Source organism: Mesorhizobium sp. 1B3, assembly GCF_050958605.1.
Classification (GTDB): domain Bacteria; phylum Pseudomonadota; class Alphaproteobacteria; order Rhizobiales; family Rhizobiaceae.
Genome location: NZ_JBJHDO010000002.1, coordinates 549,988 through 575,082 on the forward strand (window position 1 = coordinate 549,988; position 25,095 = coordinate 575,082).

Sequence of the window (25,095 nt, forward strand, 5' to 3'; positions counted from 1 at the left end):
GGGAGGAAACTGCATGCGGCGCCGGCGAGGCGCCGGAATTCGGCTCCCACACGAAAAAGGGGATGCCGTCGTGGTGAGCATTTCAGAAGAAATCGCAGCCTTTGCCCTGTCTGACCTGTCAATCCCGGATGAAGTCGTAACGCTTGCGCGGCTTCATTTCCTGGATACGATGGGTGTCGCGGTTGCATCTTCCGGTTTCGAATTCGCGACGGCAATCAGCCGCGCAGCAGCTAGGCTCGGCTCGGGCGCCGAGGCGCATGCCATCGGAACCGGCCAATCACTACCGGCGCCTTCGGCGGCGCTGGTGAACGGTGTTTTGGCGCACGGTCTGGACTACGACGACACGCACATCGCCGCGATCTACCATGCCAGTGCAGCCGCTTTCGCAAGTGCGCTCGCGGCGGGCGAGGCGACGAAGGCCTCCGGCGCAGCCGTGCTCGAAGCCTATATCGTGGCGCTGGAAGGCGGGTGCCGGCTGGCACTGGCCGCCAACGGCGAATTTCACGACCGCCATCTGCATCCGACATCCCTGTGCGGCCCGTTCGCCGCCGCCTGCGCCGCCGCCCGACTTTACGGCATGAAGCACGACGAACTGTCGAACGCCCTTGGACTCTGCGGCTCGCTGGCAGGAGGAATTCTGGAACTGGACGGCTCTTGGATGAAGCGCCTTCATCCCGGCTGGGCTGCACATTCCGGACTTTCAGCCGCTGCAATGGGGAGAGCAGGGTTCAAGGGACCGCGACTGGTATTTGAAGGCCCACATGGTTTCTTCAACGCTCATCTCGGAAGGCAGCCGGATCGAGAGATTCTGCTAGCCGGACTGGGCCGGAACTGGGAGCTGATGGGGCTGGCGATCAAGCCCTATCCCTGCTGCCATTTCATCCACGCCTTCGCCGATGCGGCAATCGAATTGCGCGAAACGCCGGGTTTTGATGTGCAGGCCGTCGCACGGATTGATGCGCCGCTTTCGCAGCGCCTGCATCACCTGGTCTATCAGCCCGCAGACAAAAAGCGCGCGCCCCAGTCAGAGTACGACGCACTGTTTAGCGTGCCTTACGTGATCGGCCTGGCGCTGGTTAAAGGCAAGGTGGATGTGGCCGGATTCTATGATGGCGATCTCGCCAATCCCGCGGTGCTAGACATCGCGTCGAAGGTGACCTGCACCTTCGATGACAAGAGCGATTTTCCCGCCCATTTCCCCGGCGAGGTCCGGATCGAGATGGTCGACGGAACGCGTCATGTCCTGCGCAAGGCTCAAAGCCGCGGTACGCCTGGTCTGCGGCTGACCGAAGCCGAGATTCTCGAAAAGTTCCGCAGTAACGTGGCCCGTGAATTGCCGGCCGGCCAGATGGAAAAACTGGAACGCTTGGCGCTGGATATCGGAACTGTAGCTGATGTCTCCTCAATGGTCGCCGTCACGAAGCATCGATTGCAGGGAGTAGCGGCAGAATGAAAATGATCCGAAACGAGCGCGGCCTCCTCTACGAGGATTTCGAAATAGGGCAGGTGTTCGAGCACCACTGGGGCCGCACTTTCAATGCGTCCGACGCCAGCACGTTCGGCAACATGTTCATGCAAATGAACCCGATTTTCTTCAACCGTCCATACGCCGAGGCGCTCGGATACAAGGACATCCTGATTCCACCGATGTTCGTCTTCGCTACTGTGCTCGGACTCTCAGTCGAGGACCTTTCCGAGGCGGGCGGACCCTTTCTGGGCGTCGACGAGGTCTCGTTCGGAGCACCGGTCTATGCGGGCGATACGGTCTATTCCCGTTCGACCGTGCTGTCGCAGCGCCGGACCGAAAGCCGTCCCGGATGGGGTATCACCGAATGGCACACCATCGGCACCAATCAGCGGGGCGATGAAGTCGTCAATTTCAAGCGCCGGAACCTGTCGAAATGCCGCACAGAGGAAGGAATGAAGGCATGAGCGAACTCCCCGACGACATCCGCCAGATGCGTGACTCCGCACGATTGTTCGCGGACAAAGAGATCGAGCCGATTGCCCAGGGTCTACACCTTGCCGATGAAGAGATCCCCGACGACGTGCTGAAGAAGATGTGCGACATGGGCATCTTCGGCCTCATGGCCAAGGAGGAACTGGGCGGGCTGGAGATGGGCAACCTCGCCGTTGCCGTAGTGACGGAAGAACTGTCGCGCGGCTGGTTCTCGGTCGGGGCGCTGCCGGCGCGCAACTGGGGCCTGATCGAGATCATTTCGCGCAACGGTACTCCGGACCAGAAGAAACGGTTTCTGCCGGGACTTATCTCCGGCACGTTGCAGGCGGCGCACTCGGGGACTGAACCCGAAGCCGGGTCGGACGCTGCCAACATCAAGACGATGGCCGTCAGAGACGGCGACGACTACTTGGTCAACGGCACCAAACTCTGGTGCACCCACGCCCGTCGCGCAGATATCATCTCGTGTTTTGTGCGGACCTCGACAGAGAACAAACATTCCGGCATTTCGCTACTCCTTATCGAAAAGCCACGGGGCACGTTCCCCAGCCCGGAGTTCACTGCGCAGAAGCTGAACACCGTCGGATATCGCGGGATGCACTCCTACCAGCTCTTCTTTGACGGGCTTAAGGTCCCCGCGGCGAACCTCGTGGGCGGCGTCGAAGGGATGGCGTTCAAGCAGCTGATGGCAACCTACGAATTCGCCCGAATGCAGTTTGCGTTTCGCTGTATCGGTCTGGCACAGGCGGCCTACGACAAGGCCCGCGAATACGCCAGCACTCGCGTCCAGTTCGGCAAGACAATCGATACCTTCCAGGCGATCCGGTTCAAGCTGGCTGACATGGCCACCGGCATCGAGGCCGCCCGGCAACTCGGCTACATGGTCGCACGCAAACTCGACCGAGGCGAACGTGCTGATCTCGAAGCCGGAATGGTCAAGCTCTTCGCCGCCGACATGGCACAGAACGTGTGTCACGAAGCCGTCCAAATCCACGGTGGCATGGGTTTCGCCGACGAGACCGCCGTGAACCGCTACTGGCGGGACTCCGGGCTGCTGACCATCGGCGAAGGCACGTCCGAGATCCAGCGAGAAGTCATCGCGCGTCGTCTGATCGAGGGGCGGGGCTGATGGCGATCACCGGACGCGGCAACTACTTCGAAAACTACGAAGTCGGGCAAGTCTATGACCATGCCCGAGGGCGGACCGTCACCAACTGGGATAACTATGCCTTGACTCACATGTCGATGAATACCGCATCGGCGCATTTCGATCTGCTGCTATCGACCTCGGCGATGGACGGGCGTTTCAAGGAACGGATCGTCGCCGGCCCCTGCACGCTGAACATCGTGATCGGCCTGACCACCGAGGACATGAGCGAAAACGCCTTCATGGATGTGGGCATCGACAAGATTCGGCTGCACGCACCGGTGTTTCAGGGCGACACGCTCTATGCACGTTCCGAAGTGCTGGAGCTGCGGGATTCAAACCGCGAGGATGCCGGGCTGATGCGCTACCGCTTTGTTGGTCGCAATCAGGATAACACCGAAATCGCGACGGGCGAGCGTATCGTGCTGGTAAAACGCGCCAGTCACTGGTCGGACCACGACGCAAGTTTTGGAAGGAAGACAGCGTGAACGGGATGGCTCCCACCGGCCTGAACGGCATCATGGTTCTCGACCTCACGCAGGGCGTGGCAGGGCCGTTTTGCACCCGTCTCCTGTCGCAGATGGGCGCGCGCATCGTCAAGGTCGAACGACCTGGCACGGGCGATCTGATTCGGTTCTGGGACGATATCGTGCATGGCATGTGTTCCGGACACGCCTGGGTCAACCCCGGTAAGGAAAGCCTCGCCCTGAACCTCAAGGAAGCGGCCGGACGCGAAATCCTGATGAACTTGGTCGAGAAGGCCGATGTCATCATCGAGAATTTCGTTCCGGGCACCCTTGAAAGCTGGGGACTGGGATATGAGGCGTTCAAGGAACGCAATCAGAAGGTGATCTTCTGCCGCGTCTCTGGCTTTGGACAAGAGGGCGTCTATTCCGACCGCGCTGCACTGGATCTGATCATCCAGGGCGAGACCGGCCTGATATCGACGAACGGCACGCCGGCCGAACCCGCCAAGATTTCCTTGTCCGTCTGCGACATTTCTGGTGCGATGTATGCGACGGTCGGCATCCTCGAGGCATTGTTTCACCGCGAGCGGACTGGGCGCGGGCAAGAGGTCCAAGTTGCGCTCTTCGACGCGATCATGACTTGGACGGGCTATTTCCCCTACATGCTCTGGTACGGTGGCAAGGCACCGCAACGGGTCGGGCTACATCACCACACGATGGCGCCCTATGGCCCCTACATGGCAGGTGACGGCAAGCAGGTCATCGTCGCTGCGGGGGGCGGCCATACAGTCATGTGGCGCAAGTTCTGCGAGGCGATCGACGACATTGCGCTGTTCGACGACCCGCGCTTTAGCGGGAACAACCAGCGACTGGAAAACCGGGCGGCACTCGACGAACGAGTCGGTGCCGCTTTCGCCAAACAGGATCGCGCTTACTGGCTTGAGCAGTTTCATAAATATGGGATCCCGGCAGGGGCGCTGAACACCTTGGAGGATGCGTTGGATCATCAGCGCTTCCAGGATCGTCAGATGATACTTGAGGTCGAAAGCGCCATCGGGCCGGTCAAAGTGTTCGATTTCCCGCCGCGCCTATCGGATGCGCCTTCGATTAACCGATTGGGGCCGCCGCTGGTGGGCGAGCACACCGACAGGATTCTCAGGGAGATGGGCTTCTCCGACGACCGGATCGCGGACCTAGCCGGCCGGGGGATCGTCGGAAAGCCGGCGGAGAGGGACGATGGCTGACGCTGGACGCACCGCCCGTTCTGCCAGCGCGGCTCTGGCCGAATTCTCCGCCGGGACTCTTGGCCGTTACATTCCCGAAACCGTCTCCGCACTGATGCGCCAGTGTCTGCTCGACTTCCTGGGCAATACGGCCTTCGCCGCCGTCCATGCCGACAGCACCGAAGCGGTGCGAAGAGGGCTGCTCGAATTCGCTGGAGATGCGCAAGGGAAGATCACCGTGGTCGGCGAGACCAAGACCCGCCCGGCTGGCCTTGCTGTGCTGCTGAACGGCACCTACGCGCATTCGATGGATTTCGACGACACCAACTTCTTCGGGAAGCTGCATCCCGGCGTGACGGTCATCCCCGCAGCACTGGCCGTGGCCGAGGAGACGCATGCCACCGGGCGTGCGCTGATGGAGGCCATCGCGATCGGCTACGAAATCGCCTGCCGCGTCGGCGGTTCATTGGGCGAGGCGACCTACGCCCGGGGGTTCCATCCAACGCCGATCGGCGGTCTGTTCGGTGCGGTGGCGGCCGCGAGTCGACTGCTGACTCTGGACGGGAAGACGATCGACGCCGCCTTCGGCCTCGCGGGAAGCCGCGCCTCGGGTTCGATGCAGTACATGGAAAATGGGGCGTGGAACAAGCGCCTGCATTCCGGCTTCGCAGCGCACGATGCCCTGATGGTGACCCGTCTGGCAAAGGCCGGCGTGACCGGTGCGGCGCAGGCGCTGGAAGGACGGGCCGGTGTCCTGCAGGGCTATTCGCCCGAGCCGGATGCAACGAAACTGACCGCCAAGCTGGGCACCTACTGGGCCGCGGCAAAAACCGCGATCAAGCCCTTCCCGAACTGTCGTCTGAACCACAGCGCGATCGAAGCGGCGATCGAGATGCGAAAGCGGCTCGCTCCCGTGCAGCAGGGTAGGTACGAGGTCCGCCTCGACCCGACCTCATATCGTCTGGTCGGTGAGGACGTGCCTGCCAAGCGTGCCCCGCAGAACATCGTGGATGGGCAATTCAGCGTCTATTTCCAGGTTGCCGCCGCGCTGTCGACGGGGCGTAGCGACTGGGGCAGCTACGCGCTACTGGGAGACGCGGAGGTCGAGAAACTAGCCCGGAGGATCTCCGCCGTATGCGATGACGGCCTCAAGGCCGGCCATACGATCTTGAGCGGCCGGCTGGGCGATCGCTCGGAGACGATCGAGATAGCGGAGCCCATGGGCGAGCCCGGACGACCGCTGGGCTGGGACGGTGTGCTGGCCAAGTTCATGGGGCTCGCGGGACCGGCCCTGGGGGTCGATCAGGCAACGGCCCTGGCAGAGTCGGTCGCCGACATCGCGGAAGCGGATGACGTGGCGCAAGTCATGGCGTTGGCCCGGAGGTCGGCGTGAGACGCGATACGGTTCTGCGGCGCAGCCAGCTCGTCACGCCGGCCGCCAAACCCACCGTCGTCGTCAAGGCGCTTGCCTCGGGCGCCGACAGCGTCATCCTCGACCTCGAAGATGCGGTGCCGGCGGACCGGAAGGCCGAAGCGCGGTCCGTCCTGGCGGGTACGCTTGCGGATGCCGCGGTCCGGGTCGGCGAAGTCGCGGTGCGCATCAACGGACTGCACACGGACTGGTGGCTGGACGACATGCGCGCCTTATGCGGTCTGCCGATCAGCTCGATCGTCATCCCGAAGGTTCGGTCTCCGAGCGACGTGGTCTGCATTGACCGAGTGGCGCATCAACTGCGTCAGCACGGGCTGGCAGAGGTGAGTCTGCAACCGATGATCGAAACGCCGGATGCGGTGCTGCAGGCCAAGGCCATCGCGGCTGCCAGCCCGTGCAACGTCGCCCTTCTCTTTGGGATCGGCGACTACATTGCCCAAACCGGAATGCGGTTCGGCTCGACGGGGACGGACCTCGCCCGCGCGCAGGTCGCATTGGCCGCCCATGCCGCCGGGGTCGATCCGATCGACCACGTCTGGCCCTACGCCAAGGACCTGGAGGGGCTCGAAAGGGACGCGCGGGCCGGTGCGGCGCTCGGCTATGCCGGCAAATGGGCGGTCCATCCCGCACAGCTCGAAACACTCCATGCGGCGTTCATGCCCACGCCAGCGGAACTGGACGAAGCTAGGCGCATCATTGCCGCCTACCAGGCGTCCGTGGCGGAGGGCATCGGCGCATTGCTGGTGGAAGGGCAACTGGTCGACGAAGCGGTCATCAAGATCATGCAAGGGCGATTGCGCATGGAGATGGCTGAACGCACGTAGCGGCCGAAAGGGCCAAGGAGGAGGAAGTAGCCATGAAACATGCATTTTTCGGACTGGCCATGCTTGGCCTCACGACCCCCGTGATGGCGGAGGATCTGGTCATCACGTCGGAGGTGCCGGCGAGCCATTGGAAGAGCGAATACGTCAACGAGTTCGCCGAGATGGTGAAGGACCGCTCTGGTGGCGAGATCGAAGTCAAATTCTATCCCGCGGGGCAGCTCTACAGCGACAAGGATGCCGTTGCTGCGATCGGTACGGGTGCGGTGCAAATGGTCTGGCCGATCAGCGGCAACCTCGATGCACTGGATTCGCGGCTGGGCCTGCTTGGGCTGCCGTTCACATTGTCCGACGATCTGATGAGCAACCCGGAATTCAGCGCGGACATGGCCAGGCTTGTTTCCGCGCAGGTAGAGGACCGCGGGATCGCCATCCTGGGTTTGCTGCGCGCGACCGATGCGATTATTGTGATGAAGGACACTCCGGTTACGCAGCTGTCGGATCTTGCAGGCAAGCGTATTCGGTCGGGTGGCGGTACGACCGCGCGGGACATGGTCGCACAGATGGGTGCCAACCCAATCAGCCTGCCCGCATCGGAAATGGTGACGTCCATGTCCCAGGGCGTGATCGACGGTGTTCTGACCTCTCCGGCGGGATGGAAGACAATCCTCGCCGATACTGCGTCCGAGGCGGCGCTGGTCCCGGGCATGTTCCTGGCCACCTATTCCATAGTCGTGGATGCAAAGTGGCTCGAGGGGCTGAGCGACAAGAACCGTGAAGCCATCACTTCCGCCGCACTTGACGTTGCGTCGGCGCAATGGGCTGACGCCGTAAAGAAGGACAACGCCGATCTCCAGGAGATGATTGACGCCGGAAAGGGGTACCACCTCATCGAAGGGCCTCAATTCGATGAATTTCGTGCGGCAGCGCAGCCGGTGATCGACGCCTTCGCAGAGAAGCATCCTGACACCTGGAAGGCCTACCAGTACGAGGCTGCAGAATATGCCAAGTAATCCGATCGCCGGTGGCTTCGAAAAATTGCGCATTTCCCTCTCGGGAGGTTTGCTCACCTTCGCCACGCTTGCCCTCTTGGTCTCGCTCGGGACGATGCTTTTCGAGTCGTTGTCACGCGCTTTCTTTTCGACAAGCTATTTTTGGGCGGAGGAGGTGGTGCGGTTCGCCGTCATCGTCACGGCCTTTCTGTCATTGGCCGCTGCAGGGGCACAAGGTCGCCACATCCGTGCAGAGTATTTCGTGAGCCTGTTGCCCCGCCGCATCCAGATTGCAGCCTGGGCGGTGGCCGTGCTTGCGGGGCTCGTCTTCTCCTGCGTGTTGGCGTGGTCGGGCTGGGGCCAGACCTCCCATCTAATGCGCACCATGATGCGCAGCGAAAGCAGCCTGGAGCTGCCGATGTGGATCATCGCCCAGTTTATACCTATTGGCGCTGCGCTTCTGGCAATCTTCTACTTCAATCGTCTCGTTGGCCTGATGAGGCGGCCCAAGGACCCCTTCTCGCCGGTTGAGGAAGAGGAACAACTGCTGTGATCGGTTTCGCTGTAGTTCTGCTACTTCTACTTCTTGCGATCGGCGCGCACGTCGGAATTGCCATGGGCCTGACGGCAGCGATCATGTTGTGGCTGGATGGGCTGCCGGTGGCAATCGTGTCCCAGAATGCGTTCAGGACGGTGGACAGTTACGCTCTGGTCGCGGTGCCCTTCTTCATCCTCGCCGGTGAGCTAATGATGAAAGGACGCATCGCCGAGATACTCGTCGAGCTGATCGGTTCTATCATCCGAGCAATGCGAGGCGGGCTCGCCCTGACGGTTATGCTAGGATGCGTTTTCTTCGCCGCCGTATCGGGCAGTTCTGTAGCCTCGGCCGCGGCTATCGGCAAGTCCTCGGTCTCAATCCTGTCGGACGATGGCTATCCCAAGCGGTTCGCCGCCGGCATAGTCGCGGTAGGGGGGACATTGGGCTTGATGATACCGCCATCTCTGACCTTCATCCTTATCGGTTCGATGATCGGTCTGCCTATTGACCGTCTCTTCATCGCAGGTATCTTGCCTGGCATCCTGGAAGCGGTCCTACTTGGGGTAGCCGCGACACTCATTGCCCGCCGACGTGGCTACGGCACCAAACTTCCCAGTCCTGACTGGCGGTTGTTTCGCAAGTCATTCGCCCCGGCGTTTCCCGCAGTCATCTTCCCAGCACTTATCATCGGCACTATCTATGGCGGCGTATTCACGCCCACCGAAGTATCCGCGGTGGCAGCCGCTTACGCAGCTTGCCTATGCCTTTTCATTTATCGAACCGCAGATCTCCGTGAGGTTTGGGAGGCCTGCAAGTCCACCGCTTTAGCATCCGGCATGATCTATCTGATCGTCATTGGAGGCTCGCTCCTGGCCTTCGTGCTGACTCGCATCGGTTTTGCCGATCAGCTTACCGAACTTGCGCAAGCGATAAACATGCAGCCGTGGATGTTCCTGATCGCGGTCAATCTTGTTCTTATCCTGCTGGGCATGTTCGTTGATGGTGTATCGCTGATCGTGCTGACTGCGCCGACATTGTTCCAGATGGCTCCACATTTCGGCGTGGATCCTATCCATCTTGCCGTGATTATGACTGCGAACGTCGAGATTGCGACCTTAACTCCGCCGGTCGGCCTTAATCTCTTTGTGGTTAGTGGGATATCCCGACTTCCAGTGGAACAAGTCGTTCAAGGAGTATTGCCATTCTACTTGGTCCGTCTAATAGCGCTCGTTTGCATCACGTTCGTTCCATGGTTTAGTCTGGCGTTGGTCTCCTGAATATCCTTGATCCAAGCTGAATCACGCAGCATCGAGATGACGGAAGGCAAGAAAGACGGAGGAATTCAACAAAGAAATTTCTCGGCCTGCCTCCCGGCTCTCGTGAACCGCCCCAATTCGACCGGAGAGTTCGGTATAGTCGGGAGGACTCGACCATCTCGAAAGCGTAGCGTTCTTCTGGAACTTGCATCGAAGTTGCACGTGGCAGCATTACTCCTAATATGAGGCCACTCGGCCCCACAAAATGGCAGATGAATTCGAAAATTGGCTGCACGGTCGGGCAATAATTGTTGATGTAGTGAGCAAAGCTGGGGTCTCCGTGGCTTCGGCCTCGCAAGCATTGCGCGGTGCTGGCTCAAGGCGTTGGCGCAGAAGCGCTTTCGCTTGCCCGTCCACAGTTCGCGCGCCTCACGGATGTCGGGCGCTGCTGCTCTCTGGCCTGAAGCGTTTTCTGTGGCTGAGCCCAAGACGGTGCAACAGACGCCCGACGCTGGAGCGATGGACCATCACCCCGCGCCCCTTCAAGTTCGATGCACAGCTCGTCCAGCGTCAGTTCGCGGTTCTGCGCCATGCGCTCCCTGGTAGACCTCGAGAATGCGCTTCACCAGGGCTAGGCGCTCGGATGGTTCGGTCGCGCTCCACGGCGCAAATGCCGCCTTAGCGGCGGCGACGGCCTTGTCGGTGTCGGCCGTGGTTCCGTGAACGATCGTGGCGCATGCCTCCTCGGTCGGAGGATCGAAGACTTCCAGCGCCGCCGCCGCTCGATTCGATCCATTTTCCGTCGATGTAGAACTGGCGCTTTTCGATCATGTCTTTACCTGCGTGTGCGACGGCTCGCCCTCCTGTGATGAGGATCGGCTCAGCTCACCCCGAGCATCTCGGACGCGCAGTTTAGGGCGAGTCACCTCACCAGCAGCAGCGGACATACGGTCTTACTCTTCATCGGATAGATATTGGAACTAAGTACCACAGCGCGTACCTAGTTCTTTATCATCTGACGCTCCGTAGCATGGAACCGGAACGCCGTGGCGATCACGCACTTGCAATGCGAGCGGGGTGCAGCTCTGTGACCTTGCCGTCCTCAATCCGAACGCCATAGCTTTCCCAAGCGGCGTCAGCCGACACGAACCTTTCGGATACATCGCGGAGGACTAGCTCGACCGGTCGCTCCAAGGGGTTTCCCCATCCGCCGCCACCGCTAGATTCTAGGACGATGAGATCACCGGCTTTGAATGGTATGCCGCCATACACGCCAGGATATGTCTGAGGGGCCCCTCCTTCTCTATACAACGTCACACGCCCGAGCCCCCCCGGACCGCCCCCATTTGTGCCTGGGCAGGGAATGAGAGTATTGCTCAACCGCGGCGAGAAGTCGCCATCGCACATCATCCTCAGCGCGCGCTTCGCGCCGCAACCGCCGCGGAACTTTCCCACGCCCCCAGAATCAGTCCGAATCTCATATCGTTCGATTTGGACGGGATAGACAGGTTCGAGTTGCTCGACGGGATAGTTGCGCTGAGCGGCGCCGTATATTACATCCGGGCCGTCGCCGAACGGACGCGCACCTTGCCCGGGTCCGAGCGTTTCCCCCAACGTCTTTCCATCTTCGAACGCGAATCTGCATACGATATGCACGGGGCTCGAGGCTGACATCTTGCCCGCGCTCATCTCAGCGAGAATGTCGGAGATGTCATTGATCAGCGCGCTTCGCGGCATGGCGCGGTTGGAGAGAGCCGCCGGAAACGTTGGCGCCACCACGCTGCCCTCACGTAGGACAAGCTCGGTGATCGACTGCATGCCCCCTTCGTCGTTTCCGATTTCCGGATCGAGCACTTTGAGCTGCATCTGGACCAACAAGCGAACGCCATTCAAGCTAGCGATATAGTTGAGTGGAGCCGGCACCTGGTCGTCCGAATCGGTCAGATCCAGTATCATCTGATCACCGATCTTCTTCAACGTCGCGCCAACCTTCAATTTCGGCAGGCTCGTCGACATGCCGTCCGCGTAGTTGACCGCGGAATAGCTGCCATCCGCGAGAACATCGTGGATGATGCGTTTTATCCGAGCTTCCGAGCGGGATAGCGACCACTCAACGGTGTCCTTGAAGGCCACATCGCCCCACTTGCGGATCAGCGCTTCAGCCCGAGCGACGCCGAGTTGGCATCCCGCACGCAGGGCACGCCAATCGCCCTGGACGAGATCGGGGCTTCGCGTGTTGCGCAGCAAGGTCTCCATGAAGGTCGGATCAACATTGCCATTGCGGCCGACACGCATCGGCGTGAATGCCATTCCCTCATGGAACGTGTCTTTCGCTTCCATGGCACTCGAGCCATAAGTCAGGCCACCGACGTCTGCCAAATGGCCGAATGTGACAGAGAATCCCAGCAGATCCTCCCCGCCGGAAAAGAACGGCATCGTGATGACAATGTCCGGCAGGTGACCGACGGCGCCCTTGGTCGAGAACGGATCATTGTAGAAGAATGTGTCTCCAGGTTCGATCTCCTCAACAGGAAAGCGATCGAGAATGGGCTGAACAAGACCAGGCCCAGAATAGGAGGTCAATACGTGTATCATCCGGCCTCTCGAATCGAAAAGGCCCATGAAATAGTCTTTCTTGTCCTTGATCACGGGGGACATAGCAGCGCGGCCGATCAGGACATCCATCTCGGCGACAGCTGCCTTGATGCCACTGAGGATGACTTCGCGGGTGACCGCATCGGACTGGGGTCTTATCTTATCAAGCATATGCAAGATCCTTCGCATCGGCATCTGAGATGACGGGCACAAATGTTATTATTAACGCGCCATTTTGCGCGACTGTGGTGGTGGTAAACGGCGGCAAGACGGTGGTGCTGTCATATTCCTGCACGATTGCAGGTCCGCTGACGACGTCACCCGGGCTCAGTGCTTCGCGTTGGATGACGGCAGTTTCCATCCATCCTGCGCTGTCAAAGAAGACCATGCGCTGAGTTTTGGAGCCAGCCATCCTGGCCTTCGCATTCGGCCTAGCCGCATGCGGCAGGATCCCGAAAGCCGATGACCGAACACGTACCACCTCGATGGGAACGTCCCTGAGAGAATAGCCGTAGCGTATTTCGTAGGTACTATGGAAATCTTGGCTGACACGCTCTATTGCCGACGAATCGATGCGGCCTTGCTGAACCTCGATGATGAGTTCGTATCCTTGGTTACTGTATCGCAGATCCAGATATCGCCGTTGGTTGTGATCAACTGTCTTTGCGCCTCCTTCGAGCCACGCGAGCCCCTCTTGTTCAAATTGCGCATAGATGTCGTTGAGCGTTTCAACGGAAATGCCATCAAGCCTCACGGGAGCAGCGAACGAGTGGACGAAATGTCGGCTCAGGTCTGCCGCAAGCAGACCTTCTGTTGTGAATACACCAGGCGCCGGCGGCACAACGACCTTGGGAATTCCGATCTGCTGGGCGACATCGACAGCATGTAGTCCGCCGGCACCTCCGAACGGCATAAGCGCATATTCGCGCGGGTCGCGGCCTCGTTCGGTTGAGATGTGACGTATTGCTGCCGCCATGTTCGCGTTGGCCAAGCGAATGATCCCGGCTGCGGCGCTGATTGGGTCGATCCCGAGCGGGTCCGCGACGTAAACTTCAATAGCCCGTTCGGCCGCCCGGCGATCAAGCTTAAGTGAGCCGCCGGCCAATTCTTCAGGCAATAGCCCCATCACAAGCAAAGCGTCGGTCACGGTAGGCTCAACGCCCCCTTTCCCGTAGCAGACGGGCCCAGGACGCGAACCCGCGCTTTCGGGTCCAACCGTAAACCGACCGTCGCGCACACGCGCCAACGATCCGCCGCCGGCACCAACCGTATGAACATCCAAAACCGGAATTGCCAAGGGGAAGTCGCCAATGTACCCATTGACAGTCACGTCGACAGCCCCCTCCTGCGCGCAGGCAACATCGGTGCTGGTCCCCCCGACATCTAAGGTAAAGATGCCCGGCTCCCGCAGTTCTGCAGCAAACTTCGCAGCTCCCGCGGCACCGCCGGCAGGCCCGGAAAGGGCCGTGTGAATCGGCAGGCGTCGAGCGGAACTCGCACTCAACACGCCACCGTCCGACGCCATGATGTAAAGCGGGGCCACAACACCGATGGCGCGAAGCTCATTTTCAAGCGCGCTCAGGTACTCGGCTACTACCGGCATCGTGTAGCAGTTCAACGCCGCCGCCATGCTGCGTTCGTATTCACCTGATTGCGGCAGAACATCGTGAGAGGATGTGACATGGACGCCGGGCAGTTGTTCCCGAATGGCAGCGGCCACTTGCACCTCGTGCTCTGGATTGATGAAGCTGTTTAGCAGGCAGACGGCAACCGAAGTCGGAGCAAGAGCCCGTAGCTTGTTCACCGTCGCGACAAGGGCCTCTTCTTCAAGAGCCACAACGTGTTCGCCCTGCCAGCTGGTGCGCTCCCTGACTTCAACTACCCGGTCGCGCGTGATTGGCCGACGTATCTTCAACCAATGATGACCGGTCGCGTCGCGTGGGGCGTCGTGGCGCCCTATTTCTAGCACATCAGCGAAACCCTCCGTCGTAACAACGGCAGCCCGCGGATTACTCTGCTCTAGGATTGTGTTGGTAGCGAGCGTTAGCCCGTGGACCACGCGGCTGATCCGTGAATGTGGAATACGGGCGTCCGCACAGATCATCTTGACCCCGTTTACAAAGGCCTTTTGCGGGCCGACATCGCTGAGAACCTTCTTCACCCAGCGGGCACCGGTCGAAAGGTCGCAAAGCGTCAGATCTACAAAAGTCCCGCCAACATCAACGGCGAGGGCGAATTCGGCTTTGTCAACTTGCGTCATTTTCTTCTCCCGATTCACTCAGGCGCGCCCTGCCAGCTGACAGCTTGAGCCTGCCAATATTCCAGTTGGCGGAAAAATGTGCTGACCAACGAACCAAGTTTCTTGTACCCTTCCGGACTAGTGCGCATGGCATGTGGGGTGCCCGGAATGATCTCAAGGCGGGCGAAGGGTATGAGACGCGCCAGTTCCTCGCCAAGTCGCGGCGGATCGACAACGTCGAGCTCGCCATGCACGACGAGGCAGGGTGCTTCGATCCGTGGTAGTATGTCACGCGCATCATGTTCGTTGGTGGCGCGCTGGATGCGGCGCAAGGCTGATAAATCCGCTGACTTGAACTCACCCCATGAGCCTTTAGCCGACAGGATCTCGTCGGAATGGTCATTGAAGTATTCCGGCGTGTGTATCAGTAGCGCCCCATATCTCTGGTATGCCTCGAACCCGCCATGTTCGAAGGCGAACTGGGCCATCGCGAACTGTGCTTGCTTGTAGGTGTCAGGACCGGCCCAACCGGCGACTAACACTATGCCCTTGACGAGGTCCTTGTGTCGGGCGGCGAGATGCTGGGACAGGCAGGCCCCCAGGCCGCCATGTCCAAAAACATGGACTCTCCCGAAGCCAGCATGACGGATAACCGCCGACGCATCGTCGGCAAGTGTGACCGTCGAGATGGACGAACTGTCGTCTGTCGAGCGCCCCAACCCGCGATGGTCGTAAACGATCGTAGTGAACCCCTCCCTTAGCTGAGGGGGTAACCGATCGTGCCCCGCGCCGGTCAGAATGCTCCATCCTCCGGGGCAAATCACCGCCGGTCCGTCTCCGCGCACCTCATAGTAGATGCGACTTTCTCCAACCTGTGCGTATGGCAAAACCAGCTCTCCATTCTCGGTGATTGCGAAACTGCCGCGCTCAGGCGGCGGTCCCCGCGAGTTCGCGCCATCGATGGCAGGCGACGCTGGCCCAGCCAAGGGTCTCCGATGCAGGCTCGGTCGTGCGGCACTGATCGGCGGCAAAAGCGCATCGCGGCGAATAGCGGCAGCCTGATGGAAGCTTGCCATGTGACGGAGGCTCGCCTGTTTCAGGCATGTCCTTTAACTTATGCTTGAGACTTGGCCGGGAATTCAGCAGGATCTGGGTATAGGGATGACGGGGACTTTCGAACAGCTGGGTCGTCGGCCCCTGCTCGACTATGCGCCCCAGATACATAATCGCGGTGCGATCGCAAATGCGGCGCACCACGCTCAGATCATGCGAAACGATAAGGAACGTCAGGCCAAATCTTTGCTGCAAGTCTCGACACAGCTTGAGCACATTTGCCTGCACCGACAGGTCCAAGCCGGCTGTCGGCTCGTCGAGAAGCACAATGCGAGGGCGCAACGACAAGACCCGGGCGAGGCCGGCACGCCGAATTTGCCCCCCAGAGAGCTCGTGCGGAAAGCGACGGAGGGCGGCCGGATGGAGATCAACCGCTGCCAGCATCTCCTCAATCCGCATCTGACGCTCCTTTGCGCTCTTCATGCCGGAAATCCGCAGTGTCTCGTGCAGGGTTGCACCGATGCGCCACCAGGGATCGAAGGCGGCAGTTTGATCCTGGTGGAGGAGCTGTATCTCCGGGCGCTGATTTCTGGCGACTCGAGGCGACTGCCTGGAAACGTCGCGGCCTGTGAGCTGGATGGTACCCTCGCTTTCAGGTTGCTTCCCGAGAAGCGTCCGTATCAAAGTCGTCTTCCCTGATCCCGATTCACCTACTAGGCCGAAGCACTCGCCCTCAAAGAGGGTGAGATGAACGCCATCTACGGCGTTGATCGGGCGCTTTTCGCCCACTCTGGTCGTAAGCCCGCGAGCGACTAGGATCTCAGCCGGCGAATGCATGGCTATGCTCCTCATCAACATCATAAAGGATGCAATTGACCGAGTGGTCCGCAGCAATCGGCTGGAAGTGTTGCGAGCGAGTTGCACAGCCGTCCTGTGCCTTGGAGCATCTAGGACGGAACCGGCAACCAGTCGGGAAGCTTCCAGGTTGAGCGACGAGGCCGGGAATGCCCGACAGCTGCGCCTCGCGATCCGGATGACGCTCGAAGAGAGCCTGCGTGTAAGGGTGCGCGGGCGAACCTAGCAGTGAGTCAACATTGCCGGACTCAACGACTTGGCCAGCATACATGACCACTGCACTGTCGCAGATCGCGTTTACAACGCCCAAGTCGTGGGTCACCAGGAGAATTCCAACCTTCCTTTCTTTTGCGAGTTTCTTGAGCAAGCCAAGGATCTGGTGCTGGATCGTTACATCAAGGGCAGTCGTGGCCTCGTCCGCGATAATCAGTTTCGGGCCGCACAGTAGCGCCGCAGCGATCAGGATTCGCTGCCGTTGTCCGCCGGAGAACTCATGGGGGTACTTCCGATACGCTTCTTCGGGTTCCGGCAGTTGCACGTCGCGAAAGAGATCAATGATGCTTTGCCGCCCTGTCTTGGTGTCGCGTCTCAGGTGGGCCGGACCGTGGCGCTTCCAAATCTCCAGCAACTGTGTGCCGACCCTGAATGTCGGGTTCAGCGCCAACATCGGGTCTTGGGGAACAAAGCCAATCCGGCCGCCACGCACATCGCGCGACAGCTCGGCTTCGGACATGGTTGTCAGGTCCTTCCCCTCAAGCTGGATAGCCCCTCCCTCAAATCGCAACCCACGTCCAAGGATATTGAGTATCGATTTGACGACAGTCGACTTGCCACAGCCCGATTCACCAACCAGACCGAGTATCTGCCCGGGTGCCACTGAGAAGCAGACGTGGTCGATCAGCTTAATCGATTGGCCGTTGACCTGGACTCCGACGGACAGGTCATCAAGCTGGAGCAGGCTAGCCACGACGGTCGCCCCTCCGCAACGTGGGATCGATCGCGTCCCGAGCCGCGTCTCCAACAAAATTGAATGCTATGACCGTAAAGAAGATAGCAAGGCCGGGGAACGTGGCTTGCCACCAGCCGAACGGCAGGTCTCCGCGCGACTCGGAAACCATTAATCCCCATTCCGGTTGGGGCGGCGTAGCGCCCAGGCCCATGAACCCAAGCGCCGATGCTGCCAAGATCGAAACGCCAAACCCGATCGTGGCGCGAACAATGATCACGGGCGCTACGTTGGGCAGCACATGGAACCAGATGATCCGAAACCTCGACGCGCCGAATGCCTCGAGCGCATCGATAAACGGCAGAGTACGGATGCGTCGGGTCTCGCCGTACACCACCCGGGTGAACATAGGCCAATAGCTCAGCGTCAAAGCAATCATCGCGGTCTCGATCGAAGGCGCGAGCACAGCGGCGAACGCCAGAGCCAGGACCAACTGCGGCAAAGCGAGAAACACGTCCGTCACCCGGAGGATCGTGCTGCGTATGACGCTGTTCGAGTAGCCCGCTATCAAGCCAAGAGGCACGCCGATCAGTGCTGCGCCAGCCGTAGTCACGATGCAGATCTTCAGGATCAACCCTGCTCCGAGCACGACGCGTGAAAAAACATCGCGACCGAGCGCATCCGTTCCGAACCAGTGATCGAGAGAAGGAGGAAGCGATGCGTCCCAGATCACAGTTTCATAGGCCGCTTCTGGATGAGGCACCAGGAACCCGCCGAAGATGGCCGCGAAAAGGAGAATGAACAGGATGATCAGTCCGAACAGTCCTCCAGGATCTCGCAGGATGTGTCGAATAATCGCCATTGCTCAGACCCCCGACAGTCGCGGGTCAAGCACGTAATTCAGAGCATCGACCAACAGATTGATAACCGAATAACAGATCGCAATCAGGAGAGTTGTCACGACGACCGGCGCGAAATCTCCTGCGATAATTGAGTTGTAGAGATAGTCTCCGATGCCCGGCCATCCGAAGATCGCCTCGACGATAACGGAGCCGGAGAGCAGGAGGCCAAAGAGAAGGCCCAACTGCGTCACGGTTGCCGAAAGCGCGTTGCGTGCGGCATACCTCCAGAGGATTCTGCGCTCCCGGTAGCCGACGGCGCGTTCCCATGAGACATAGCTGGCATTCAGAGTCTCTATCATCGAGGATCGCATGAAGCGCATGATGGTTGCAGCAGCCGGGAAGGCCAGGGTGATCGCAGGCAACGCCAGGTGCTTGAACGTCTGCTTCAACCCCTCAAGGTCGCCGGCGAGCGTGTAGTCGATGACAAAGAGCCCGGTCACATGCGGTGCCACAGGATAGCCAACCGTGGATCGGCCGCGCAAAGGAAGCCAGTCAAGGCCCATCGAGAAAACGAGTTGCAGAAGAACCGCGAGCCAGAACGACGCAACAGCGAGTCCGGCGATGGAGAAGAAGCGAATAACGTAATCGAGCACACCATCGCGGCTACCGGCAGCGAGAATGCCCGAGGGAACCCCGACCAGGATGGACAGAAGCAGCGCCGCCACTGAAAGTTCCAATGTCGCAGGAAAGCGGTATGCGATCTCCCCGGCAACGGATTGCCCGGTCACAACGCTGACGCCGAAATCGCCACTCAGCAGATCTGTAATGAATCGCAGATATTGCTGAAGAATCGGATCATTCAGGCCCAGTTGCTCACGAAGCATCGCCACTTGTGCTGCAGTTGCCTGATCCCCCGCCAAGAGGACGGCGGGATCTGTCGGCAAGAGACGCGTCAAGATAAAGAGGAGAATCGTCAGGCCAACCAGCACGAGGACGAGTTGGCCGATCCTGGAAAGGAAGAATCGCGGCATGAAACGATCAACCCGAGATCGTAAGCTTGCTTACGCGAACGCCGTCGCCGATCGCATCGGGTTGGAAGCCCTCAACGCGTGATCGAACCCCGCGAACATACCCGCCATTATAGATCCAAATGGACGGCGACTGGTCGAGGAGCCGTTCGGTGATATCGCGGTACAGCTTCTGGCGGGCCTCGGCATTGGTTGTCTGGCTCGCCTTTTGGATCATTTCCTCCGTTTGTTTATCGCTGTACCATGCGGCGCCCCGCGTCGTGCCATGCGTCGCTTCGGTGTAGGGGGCAAGATAGGCATTGGGATCGTAGTAGTAGCTGGGCACCCAAATGGACCAGAAATCCGGTGTGGTCTCGACATTCTGAACACGTTTCACGAAGTCTGCATAAGCCGACTTTCCGACGACGACGTCGAGGCCGACCTTTCTCATCTCCGACTGCATGAGCTGCCCGACGGTCAACGTCTCGTCAAACCCGATTGCCGACAAAAACTCCAACGGACGGTCGACGTCCGCACCTTCGCTTCTTGCCGCTGCAAGATGCTCCTTGGCCTTGTCCAAGTCATAGGAATAGGCGTTCGTCGGCTCCCAACCGTCGCCCAGCAAGGTTTCCGGAATCGGTCCGCGGTTTGCTAGGACCTGCCCCTTGAGCAGCCGCGTCACATACAGATCGTATGGGAAGAGGCAGGCAAGCGCCTTGCGGAAGTTGCGATTGTCGAATGGCGGCCGGGCATTGTTCATGTTGATCATGAAAATGCGTTGCGGTGCGCTCTTGACGATTTCAACATCGTCACTCTTCAGAAGCCGATCAATCTGCTCGGGACGCAGGTAAGGGGTGGTCGCGTCGATGTCCCCTTTGAGCAAGGCGAGCAGGCGGGTGCTGTCATCTTTGATGGGACGGAGAAGTATGCGCTCGATCTTACCCGGATCGAAATGGTCGGCAAACCGAACCAGATCGAGCGACTCCTGCGCTCGATAGCTCCCCTCGACCACCGCGTATGCACCGCTGCCCGCGTCGTGTCCGCTCAACCAGGTGGCCCCCATGTCGCTGCCCGCATTCGCTTCGACAAGCTTGCTGTTCACGATGGCAAGCAATGTGAGCGAATCCAGGAAGGCGCCGTAGGGCTTCTTCAGCTTGACGCGAAACGATAGTTCGCCGGTCTGCTCCACCTCGTTCGGGTCATAGATGGCCTCATAAACCGGCTTCAGTTGGCGCCCGAGATTGATTGCGCGCTTCAGGCTGTAGACTGCATCGGCAGCGGTCAAAGGAACGCCGTCATGAAACTTCACGCCACTGCGCAGAGTAAAGTCGTATAAAATTCCGTCGCTCGATTGGCTGACCGTACGGACCAGCCAGGGTTTGGGGGCGATATCCTTCCCCTCATAAATATACAGGCTGTCATAGACGTTGACCTGCGTGAACATCGATGGGTTGTCGAGTTGCGCGTGCGGATCGAGGGACGGAGACATGCTGGAGCCCCAGACCAGTGTGGAGCCAGACACCTGAGCCATGACCCGGCTTGCAGACAGCTCTCCCCCGGCCAACCCCAGACCAACACCTGCCATTTTCAGAAAAAAGCGCCTGTCCATTCCCGTTCCCCCTTTTGCGCGTCGTCTCGCTGTCGGGCGATTTTGTCGACATTCTTGCCCGTGTCAACGCCGTTTTAGAAAAATATCATCGATATTGTTGACTATCCAAAGAGGGAGAGCCTAAAATGCACCCACGCTTGGGCCTAGAGGCTCAGATGCCCCAATCCGTGTAATGCGTGTTGTGCACTACCTCGGGTTCGGGGCGTCCGGCCTCGATCAAGGAAGAGAGTTTGCCGGCGACGGGCTGTTTTGCCGGAGATTTTAATGGGGGAGGGACGTCGCGTGGCGCAGGACACCTATTCGGCACGTTCGACACTTGAGGTCCATGGCAAGCGTTACCGAATGTGCAGCCTTCCTCAGGCAGAGCGAAACGGACTGAAAAATATCTCTCGCTTGCCACGATCGCTGAAAGTGCTTCTCGAAAACAACCTGAGGCACGAAGGCGAAGGAATAGTCACGCAGGTAACGCTCGATGCATTCTCTCGCTGGGGTGAAAGCAGGACTGCCGAGGTCGCCTTTTATCCGGCGCGCGTGATGATGCCAGACAGTTCAGGCATTCCGGTACTGTGCGACCTTGCCGCCATGCGCGATCGGATGGTGGCCGCCGGCCGTCCGCCGGAACTGGTGAATCCGGTACGCCCGGTCGACCTCGTCATGGATCATTCCGTCGTCACCACACATGCCGGATCGCCCGATTCGGCGGCGCTGAATATTGCCGAAGAGTACCGCATGAACGGCGAGCGCTATACGGTGGCAAAGTGGGCCCAGCGGGCCTTCGATAACCTGCGCGTCATCCCGCCGGGGCAAGGTATTTGTCATCAGATTAACCTGGAATATCTGGCGCGCGTAGTCTGGGCGGAGCCGGGCACGGATGGCATGATGGATGCTTTTCCGGACACGCTGGTTGGCGGCGACAGTCACACCACCATGATCAACGGGTTGGGCGTGCTCGGCTGGGGAGTCGGGGGCATCGAAGCGATGGCGGCTTTGCTGGGCGAGCCGGTGAGCATCCAGCTTCCGGAGGTGGTCGGTGTGCGGTTAAGCGGCACGCTCCAGCCCGGTGTGACCGCGACCGACCTCGTGCTGGTCCTCACCGGCAAGCTGCGCGAGCTGGGTGTCACGCAGAAATTTGTCGAGTTCTTCGGCCCCGCCCTCCCATCACTGCCCGTCGCGACACGCGCCACGATTGCCAACATGTGCCCCGAGTACGGTGCAAGCTGTGGCTTCTTCCCCGTGGATCGGGCCACGCTGGACTATCTTGCGGCAACCAACCGGCAGCATCTGGTGCCGTTGGTCGAGGCCTACACGCGCCACCAGGGTTTGTGGCTCGGTGACGAAGAGTTGGACTTCACAACGATCCTCGACGTCGACCTGTCGGAAATCGGCCCCACCGTCGCGGGCCCAGACCTGCCGCACCACAGCATCGGGCTTGGCAAAGTGGCCCGTACGGCGCGCGCGGCGATCGAAGCCACTGTCGAGGCCAACGACATGAGCGCTCCCGATGCAATGCGTGCAGGCGACATCGCTATCGCGGCAATTACGTCCTGCACCAACACGTCCAATCCCGACGTCATGCTGGCTGCAGGCCTTCTTGCGAAAAAGGCCGTCGAGCGCGGGCTGAGTGTCCGCCCTTTCGTCAAGACGTCGCTTTCTCCGGGTTCGCGCGTGGTAGCGGACTATCTCGGGCGCACTGGCCTAATGGCGCCGCTGGAACGCCTCGGCTTCACCATTGCCGGTTTCGGCTGCATGACCTGCGGCGGCGCCTCCGGTCCGCTGATTCCCAAAGCGGCGGCCGCCGCACAGGCCGGCATACCACTGACGGCGATCCTTTCGGGAAACCGCAACTTCACCGGGCGAGTCCACCCGCAGGTGGCCAATTCCTATCTGGCCTCCCCACCGCTGGTGGTTGCTTACGCTTTGGCCGGCACCATGCTGATCGACCTTGAAAGCGAGCCTGTCGGTACCGATCCGGAAGGACGGCCAGTGCTTCTCGACGAGATCTGGCCAAGCCCCGAGGAGATAGCCGCACTCTTGCCGCAAACGTTGATGCCGGAGAACTTCGCTAGCCGCTACGCAACCGTCGAAAGTGGCGACGCTCTGTGGCGTGATGTTCCTTCCTCGGATTTGCCGGTCTTCCTATGGGACGAAAACAGCCAGCTCATCCGCAAACCGCCCTTCCTCCAGACGGCTGTGCCGCTCTGCGAACGTCGTGACGTGAGGCAGGCGGCGATCCTGGCGCTCTTCGGCGACTTTGTGACGACGGACCACATTTCGCCAGCCGGGCAGATACCAGCTGATAGCAACGCGGCGGTTTACCTACGCGCAAACGGCGTCGAGCCGAGTGAACTTGGTAACTACATGCAGCGAAGATGCAATCCTGATGTCATGGCGCGAGGGACATTCAACAATCCCCGGATCAGAAATCTGATGCTGCCGCAGGCTCGGGGCGGCTGGACTCTCTTCCAGCCCACCGGCGAGCGAATGTGGATATACGACGCTGCCGAGCGCTACCGCCGAGAAGGCAGGCCGGTGGTGGTCTTCGCCGGACAAGGTTATGGCGCCGGTTCATCCAGGGACTGGGCGGCGAAGGGTCCGCATCTGCTCGGCGTGGAGGCCGTGCTCGCCGAAGGATTCGAGCGTATCCATCGGTCCAATCTCGTCGGGATGGGCATCGTACCGCTGCAGATAAAGGAAGGCGCGATGCGCCGACTGGCACTGACCGGCGCCGAGACTGTCAGCATCCCGGGTCTTTGGGCCGACATCTCTCCGGGACGTGCCGTAACAGTCGAAGTGACCTGGCCAGACGGACGGACGGAGAGGCTTCAGGCGCGGTTGCGCATTGACACGGAGCGTGAAGCAGAATGGCTGGCCGCTGGAGGGGTGATGCCTCACGTCCTGGCGAATTTCACAAAGTCGCGCGCCGGCTTTGATGTCAAGGAGACAATCGAATGAGTATGGGTAAGAAGTTCCGGGACGTTCTCGCACGACAAGATATCCTCGTGCTGCCCGGCGTACATGATGGCTACAGCACCCGGCTGGTCAAGCGTGCCGGATTTGCGGCGGCGACAATTGGCGGATCCGGCATTTCAGAGGCACGGCTCGGCTGGGCCGACCGAGGCCTCATGGGCATGCGCGAGAACGTGGATGCCGCGCGCGACCTGTGCGCCTGCGAACCTGACCTTCCGATGCTAGCTGATGGTGATACCGGCTACGGAAATGCCATCAATGCACATTTCACGGTCAAGGCGTTCGAGCGGATCGGTGCTGCCGGCGTCCTCATTGAGGATCAGACCTGGCCAAAGCGATGTGGCCACATGAAGGGCAAGAGCGTGATTGACCGCGAGGAGGCGGTGGACAAGATACGCGCGGCCGTCGAGGCGAAGAGCGATCCCCATTTCGTCCTGATGGGACGTACGGACACTGCCGCCACACACGGCGTCGCCGAGGCCATCACCCGGCTCAACCTCTTCGCGGAAGCGGGCGCTGATCTCCTCTTCGCTGACGCCCTGCTCAGCGAGGACGACATCGCTACGGTGGCCCGCGAGACTGTCAAGCCACTGGTGGTGAATATGGGCCTCGGTCTGCGCGCCCGTAGCACCACGCCCCTGATCAGCCCCGCCCGCCTGCGGGATTTGGGGGTTCGCGTCGTGGTTTACCCGCGCCTGCTGACGGCAGCTGCGGTTAACGGGATGAACCAGGCAATGGATATCTTCGTGCGAGACGTCCTCAACGGAGAAGGCCACGTCGACCGACCCGATTTGCTGGCTAGCTTCGAGGGTTTGAACGCGTTGACCGGCGTGGCCCACCTTGACGCGCTCGAGACGAACTATGCCGTGGCGGCACCGGTGGCTGCGCCAGGCGCCCAGGGAACGCTCCAGCACGCTGTTCCGGAGAGGATCTGACGTCGCCATGATCTCCACGCAGCCGATTGATAGGCCCGCGCCGGACCTGAGTGAGGCCATAATCCACCAAATCCTCACGGGGACCTACCCGCCGGGATCGAAGCTGAAGGAGGCCGAACTGGCGCTACGCTTCCAGGCAGGCCGCAGTCAGATCCGTGAGGCGCTTCGTCGGCTGGAGGAGCGGGGCATAGCCACGCTTGTTACGAACGCC

At 60.4% G+C, this 25,095-nt stretch carries 21 protein-coding genes and 1 pseudogene; 13 read left to right on the top strand and 9 right to left on the bottom strand.

The genetic code is table 11. From position 1 onward, the window contains the following. Positions 1–70: 70 nt before the first annotated feature. Genes ACCO56_RS07715 through ACCO56_RS07760 form a run of 10 tightly spaced genes read left to right on the top strand, consistent with a single transcriptional unit; the run spans position 71 to position 9,857 of the window. Positions 71–1,453, top strand: a complete 1,383-nt coding sequence (locus tag ACCO56_RS07715; RefSeq protein ID WP_433639254.1) for an MmgE/PrpD family protein — start codon at positions 71–73, stop codon at positions 1,451–1,453. Beyond that, a complete protein-coding gene (locus tag ACCO56_RS07720) occupies positions 1,450–1,932 on the top strand; it encodes a MaoC family dehydratase (protein WP_433639255.1) in 483 nt (160 codons plus the stop codon). The genes ACCO56_RS07715 and ACCO56_RS07720 overlap by 4 nt, the downstream gene beginning before the upstream one ends. Continuing rightward, on the top strand, positions 1,929–3,089 hold the full coding sequence (locus ACCO56_RS07725; RefSeq protein WP_433639256.1) for an acyl-CoA dehydrogenase family protein: 1,161 nt from the start codon (positions 1,929–1,931) through the stop codon (positions 3,087–3,089). Before ACCO56_RS07720 ends, ACCO56_RS07725 begins: the two co-directional genes overlap by 4 nt. After that, positions 3,089–3,595 (top strand): MaoC family dehydratase, encoded by a 507-nt coding sequence (locus tag ACCO56_RS07730; protein ID WP_433639258.1) that lies wholly within the window; start codon positions 3,089–3,091, stop codon positions 3,593–3,595. The genes ACCO56_RS07725 and ACCO56_RS07730 overlap by 1 nt, the downstream gene beginning before the upstream one ends. Before the next feature lie 5 nt (positions 3,596–3,600). Next, positions 3,601–4,818 carry a CaiB/BaiF CoA transferase family protein gene (locus tag ACCO56_RS07735; protein ID WP_433639819.1) on the top strand — a complete coding sequence of 406 codons (1,218 nt, stop codon included), beginning with the start codon at positions 3,601–3,603 and terminating at the stop codon, positions 4,816–4,818. Further along, positions 4,811–6,190: an MmgE/PrpD family protein gene (locus tag ACCO56_RS07740; RefSeq protein ID WP_433639261.1), complete on the top strand. Its 1,380-nt coding sequence runs from the start codon at positions 4,811–4,813 to the stop codon at positions 6,188–6,190. Before ACCO56_RS07735 ends, ACCO56_RS07740 begins: the two co-directional genes overlap by 8 nt. Beyond that, entirely contained in the window at positions 6,187–7,053 is an 867-nt protein-coding gene (locus ACCO56_RS07745; protein ID WP_433639263.1) for an HpcH/HpaI aldolase/citrate lyase family protein, read from the top strand. Before ACCO56_RS07740 ends, ACCO56_RS07745 begins: the two co-directional genes overlap by 4 nt. A gap of 59 nt (positions 7,054–7,112) precedes the next feature. Further along, positions 7,113–8,063, top strand: coding sequence for a TRAP transporter substrate-binding protein DctP (gene dctP, locus ACCO56_RS07750; protein ID WP_433639265.1), 951 nt, complete (start codon positions 7,113–7,115; stop codon positions 8,061–8,063). A gap of 49 nt (positions 8,064–8,112) precedes the next feature. Continuing rightward, positions 8,113–8,595: a TRAP transporter small permease gene (locus ACCO56_RS07755; RefSeq protein WP_433639268.1), complete on the top strand. Its 483-nt coding sequence runs from the start codon at positions 8,113–8,115 to the stop codon at positions 8,593–8,595. Beyond that, on the top strand, positions 8,592–9,857 hold the full coding sequence (locus tag ACCO56_RS07760; RefSeq protein WP_433639271.1) for a TRAP transporter large permease: 1,266 nt from the start codon (positions 8,592–8,594) through the stop codon (positions 9,855–9,857). Before ACCO56_RS07755 ends, ACCO56_RS07760 begins: the two co-directional genes overlap by 4 nt. Before the next feature lie 521 nt (positions 9,858–10,378). Here ACCO56_RS07760 and ACCO56_RS07765 read toward each other — a convergent pair. The 9 genes from ACCO56_RS07765 to ACCO56_RS07805 all read right to left on the bottom strand — a co-directional run bounded on the left by ACCO56_RS07765 (position 10,379) and on the right by ACCO56_RS07805 (position 20,982). Next, positions 10,379–10,606: an aldehyde dehydrogenase family protein gene (locus tag ACCO56_RS07765; protein WP_433639821.1), complete on the bottom strand. Its 228-nt coding sequence runs from the start codon at positions 10,604–10,606 to the stop codon at positions 10,379–10,381. Between the two features lie 283 nt (positions 10,607–10,889). After that, positions 10,890–12,602: a hydantoinase B/oxoprolinase family protein gene (locus tag ACCO56_RS07770; RefSeq protein WP_433639273.1), complete on the bottom strand. Its 1,713-nt coding sequence runs from the start codon at positions 12,600–12,602 to the stop codon at positions 10,890–10,892. Next, complete coding sequence (locus tag ACCO56_RS07775; RefSeq protein WP_433639276.1) at positions 12,595–14,691, bottom strand: hydantoinase/oxoprolinase family protein; 2,097 nt, start codon at positions 14,689–14,691, stop codon at positions 12,595–12,597. Before ACCO56_RS07775 ends, ACCO56_RS07770 begins: the two co-directional genes overlap by 8 nt. A 14-nt stretch (positions 14,692–14,705) precedes the next feature. After that, positions 14,706–15,557 (bottom strand): alpha/beta fold hydrolase, encoded by an 852-nt coding sequence (locus ACCO56_RS07780; protein WP_433639278.1) that lies wholly within the window; start codon positions 15,555–15,557, stop codon positions 14,706–14,708. Between the two features lie 40 nt (positions 15,558–15,597). Next, complete coding sequence (locus tag ACCO56_RS07785) at positions 15,598–16,512, bottom strand: oligopeptide/dipeptide ABC transporter ATP-binding protein (protein WP_433639281.1); 915 nt, start codon at positions 16,510–16,512, stop codon at positions 15,598–15,600. Positions 16,513–16,543: 31 nt separating this feature from the next. Further along, positions 16,544–17,545 (bottom strand): ABC transporter ATP-binding protein, encoded by a 1,002-nt coding sequence (locus ACCO56_RS07790; protein ID WP_433639283.1) that lies wholly within the window; start codon positions 17,543–17,545, stop codon positions 16,544–16,546. Beyond that, positions 17,538–18,386 carry an ABC transporter permease gene (locus ACCO56_RS07795; RefSeq protein ID WP_433639286.1) on the bottom strand — a complete coding sequence of 283 codons (849 nt, stop codon included), beginning with the start codon at positions 18,384–18,386 and terminating at the stop codon, positions 17,538–17,540. Before ACCO56_RS07795 ends, ACCO56_RS07790 begins: the two co-directional genes overlap by 8 nt. 3 nt (positions 18,387–18,389) lie before the next feature. Further along, on the bottom strand, positions 18,390–19,397 hold the full coding sequence (locus ACCO56_RS07800) for an ABC transporter permease (protein ID WP_433639288.1): 1,008 nt from the start codon (positions 19,395–19,397) through the stop codon (positions 18,390–18,392). Between the two features lie 7 nt (positions 19,398–19,404). Further along, on the bottom strand, positions 19,405–20,982 hold the full coding sequence (locus ACCO56_RS07805; RefSeq protein ID WP_433639290.1) for an ABC transporter substrate-binding protein: 1,578 nt from the start codon (positions 20,980–20,982) through the stop codon (positions 19,405–19,407). A 264-nt stretch (positions 20,983–21,246) separates the two neighbouring features. Between ACCO56_RS07805 and acnA the strand changes: the two genes are divergently transcribed. The 3 genes and pseudogenes from acnA to ACCO56_RS07820 form a co-directional block, all read left to right on the top strand. Further along, entirely contained in the window at positions 21,247–23,934 is a 2,688-nt protein-coding gene (gene acnA, locus ACCO56_RS07810) for an aconitate hydratase AcnA (protein WP_433639293.1), read from the top strand. Between the two features lie 2 nt (positions 23,935–23,936). Next, positions 23,937–24,884, top strand: coding sequence for an isocitrate lyase/PEP mutase family protein (locus ACCO56_RS07815; protein ID WP_433639295.1), 948 nt, complete (start codon positions 23,937–23,939; stop codon positions 24,882–24,884). 7 nt (positions 24,885–24,891) lie between these two features. Further along, positions 24,892–25,095: pseudogene (locus tag ACCO56_RS07820) on the top strand (GntR family transcriptional regulator); the annotation flags it as partial.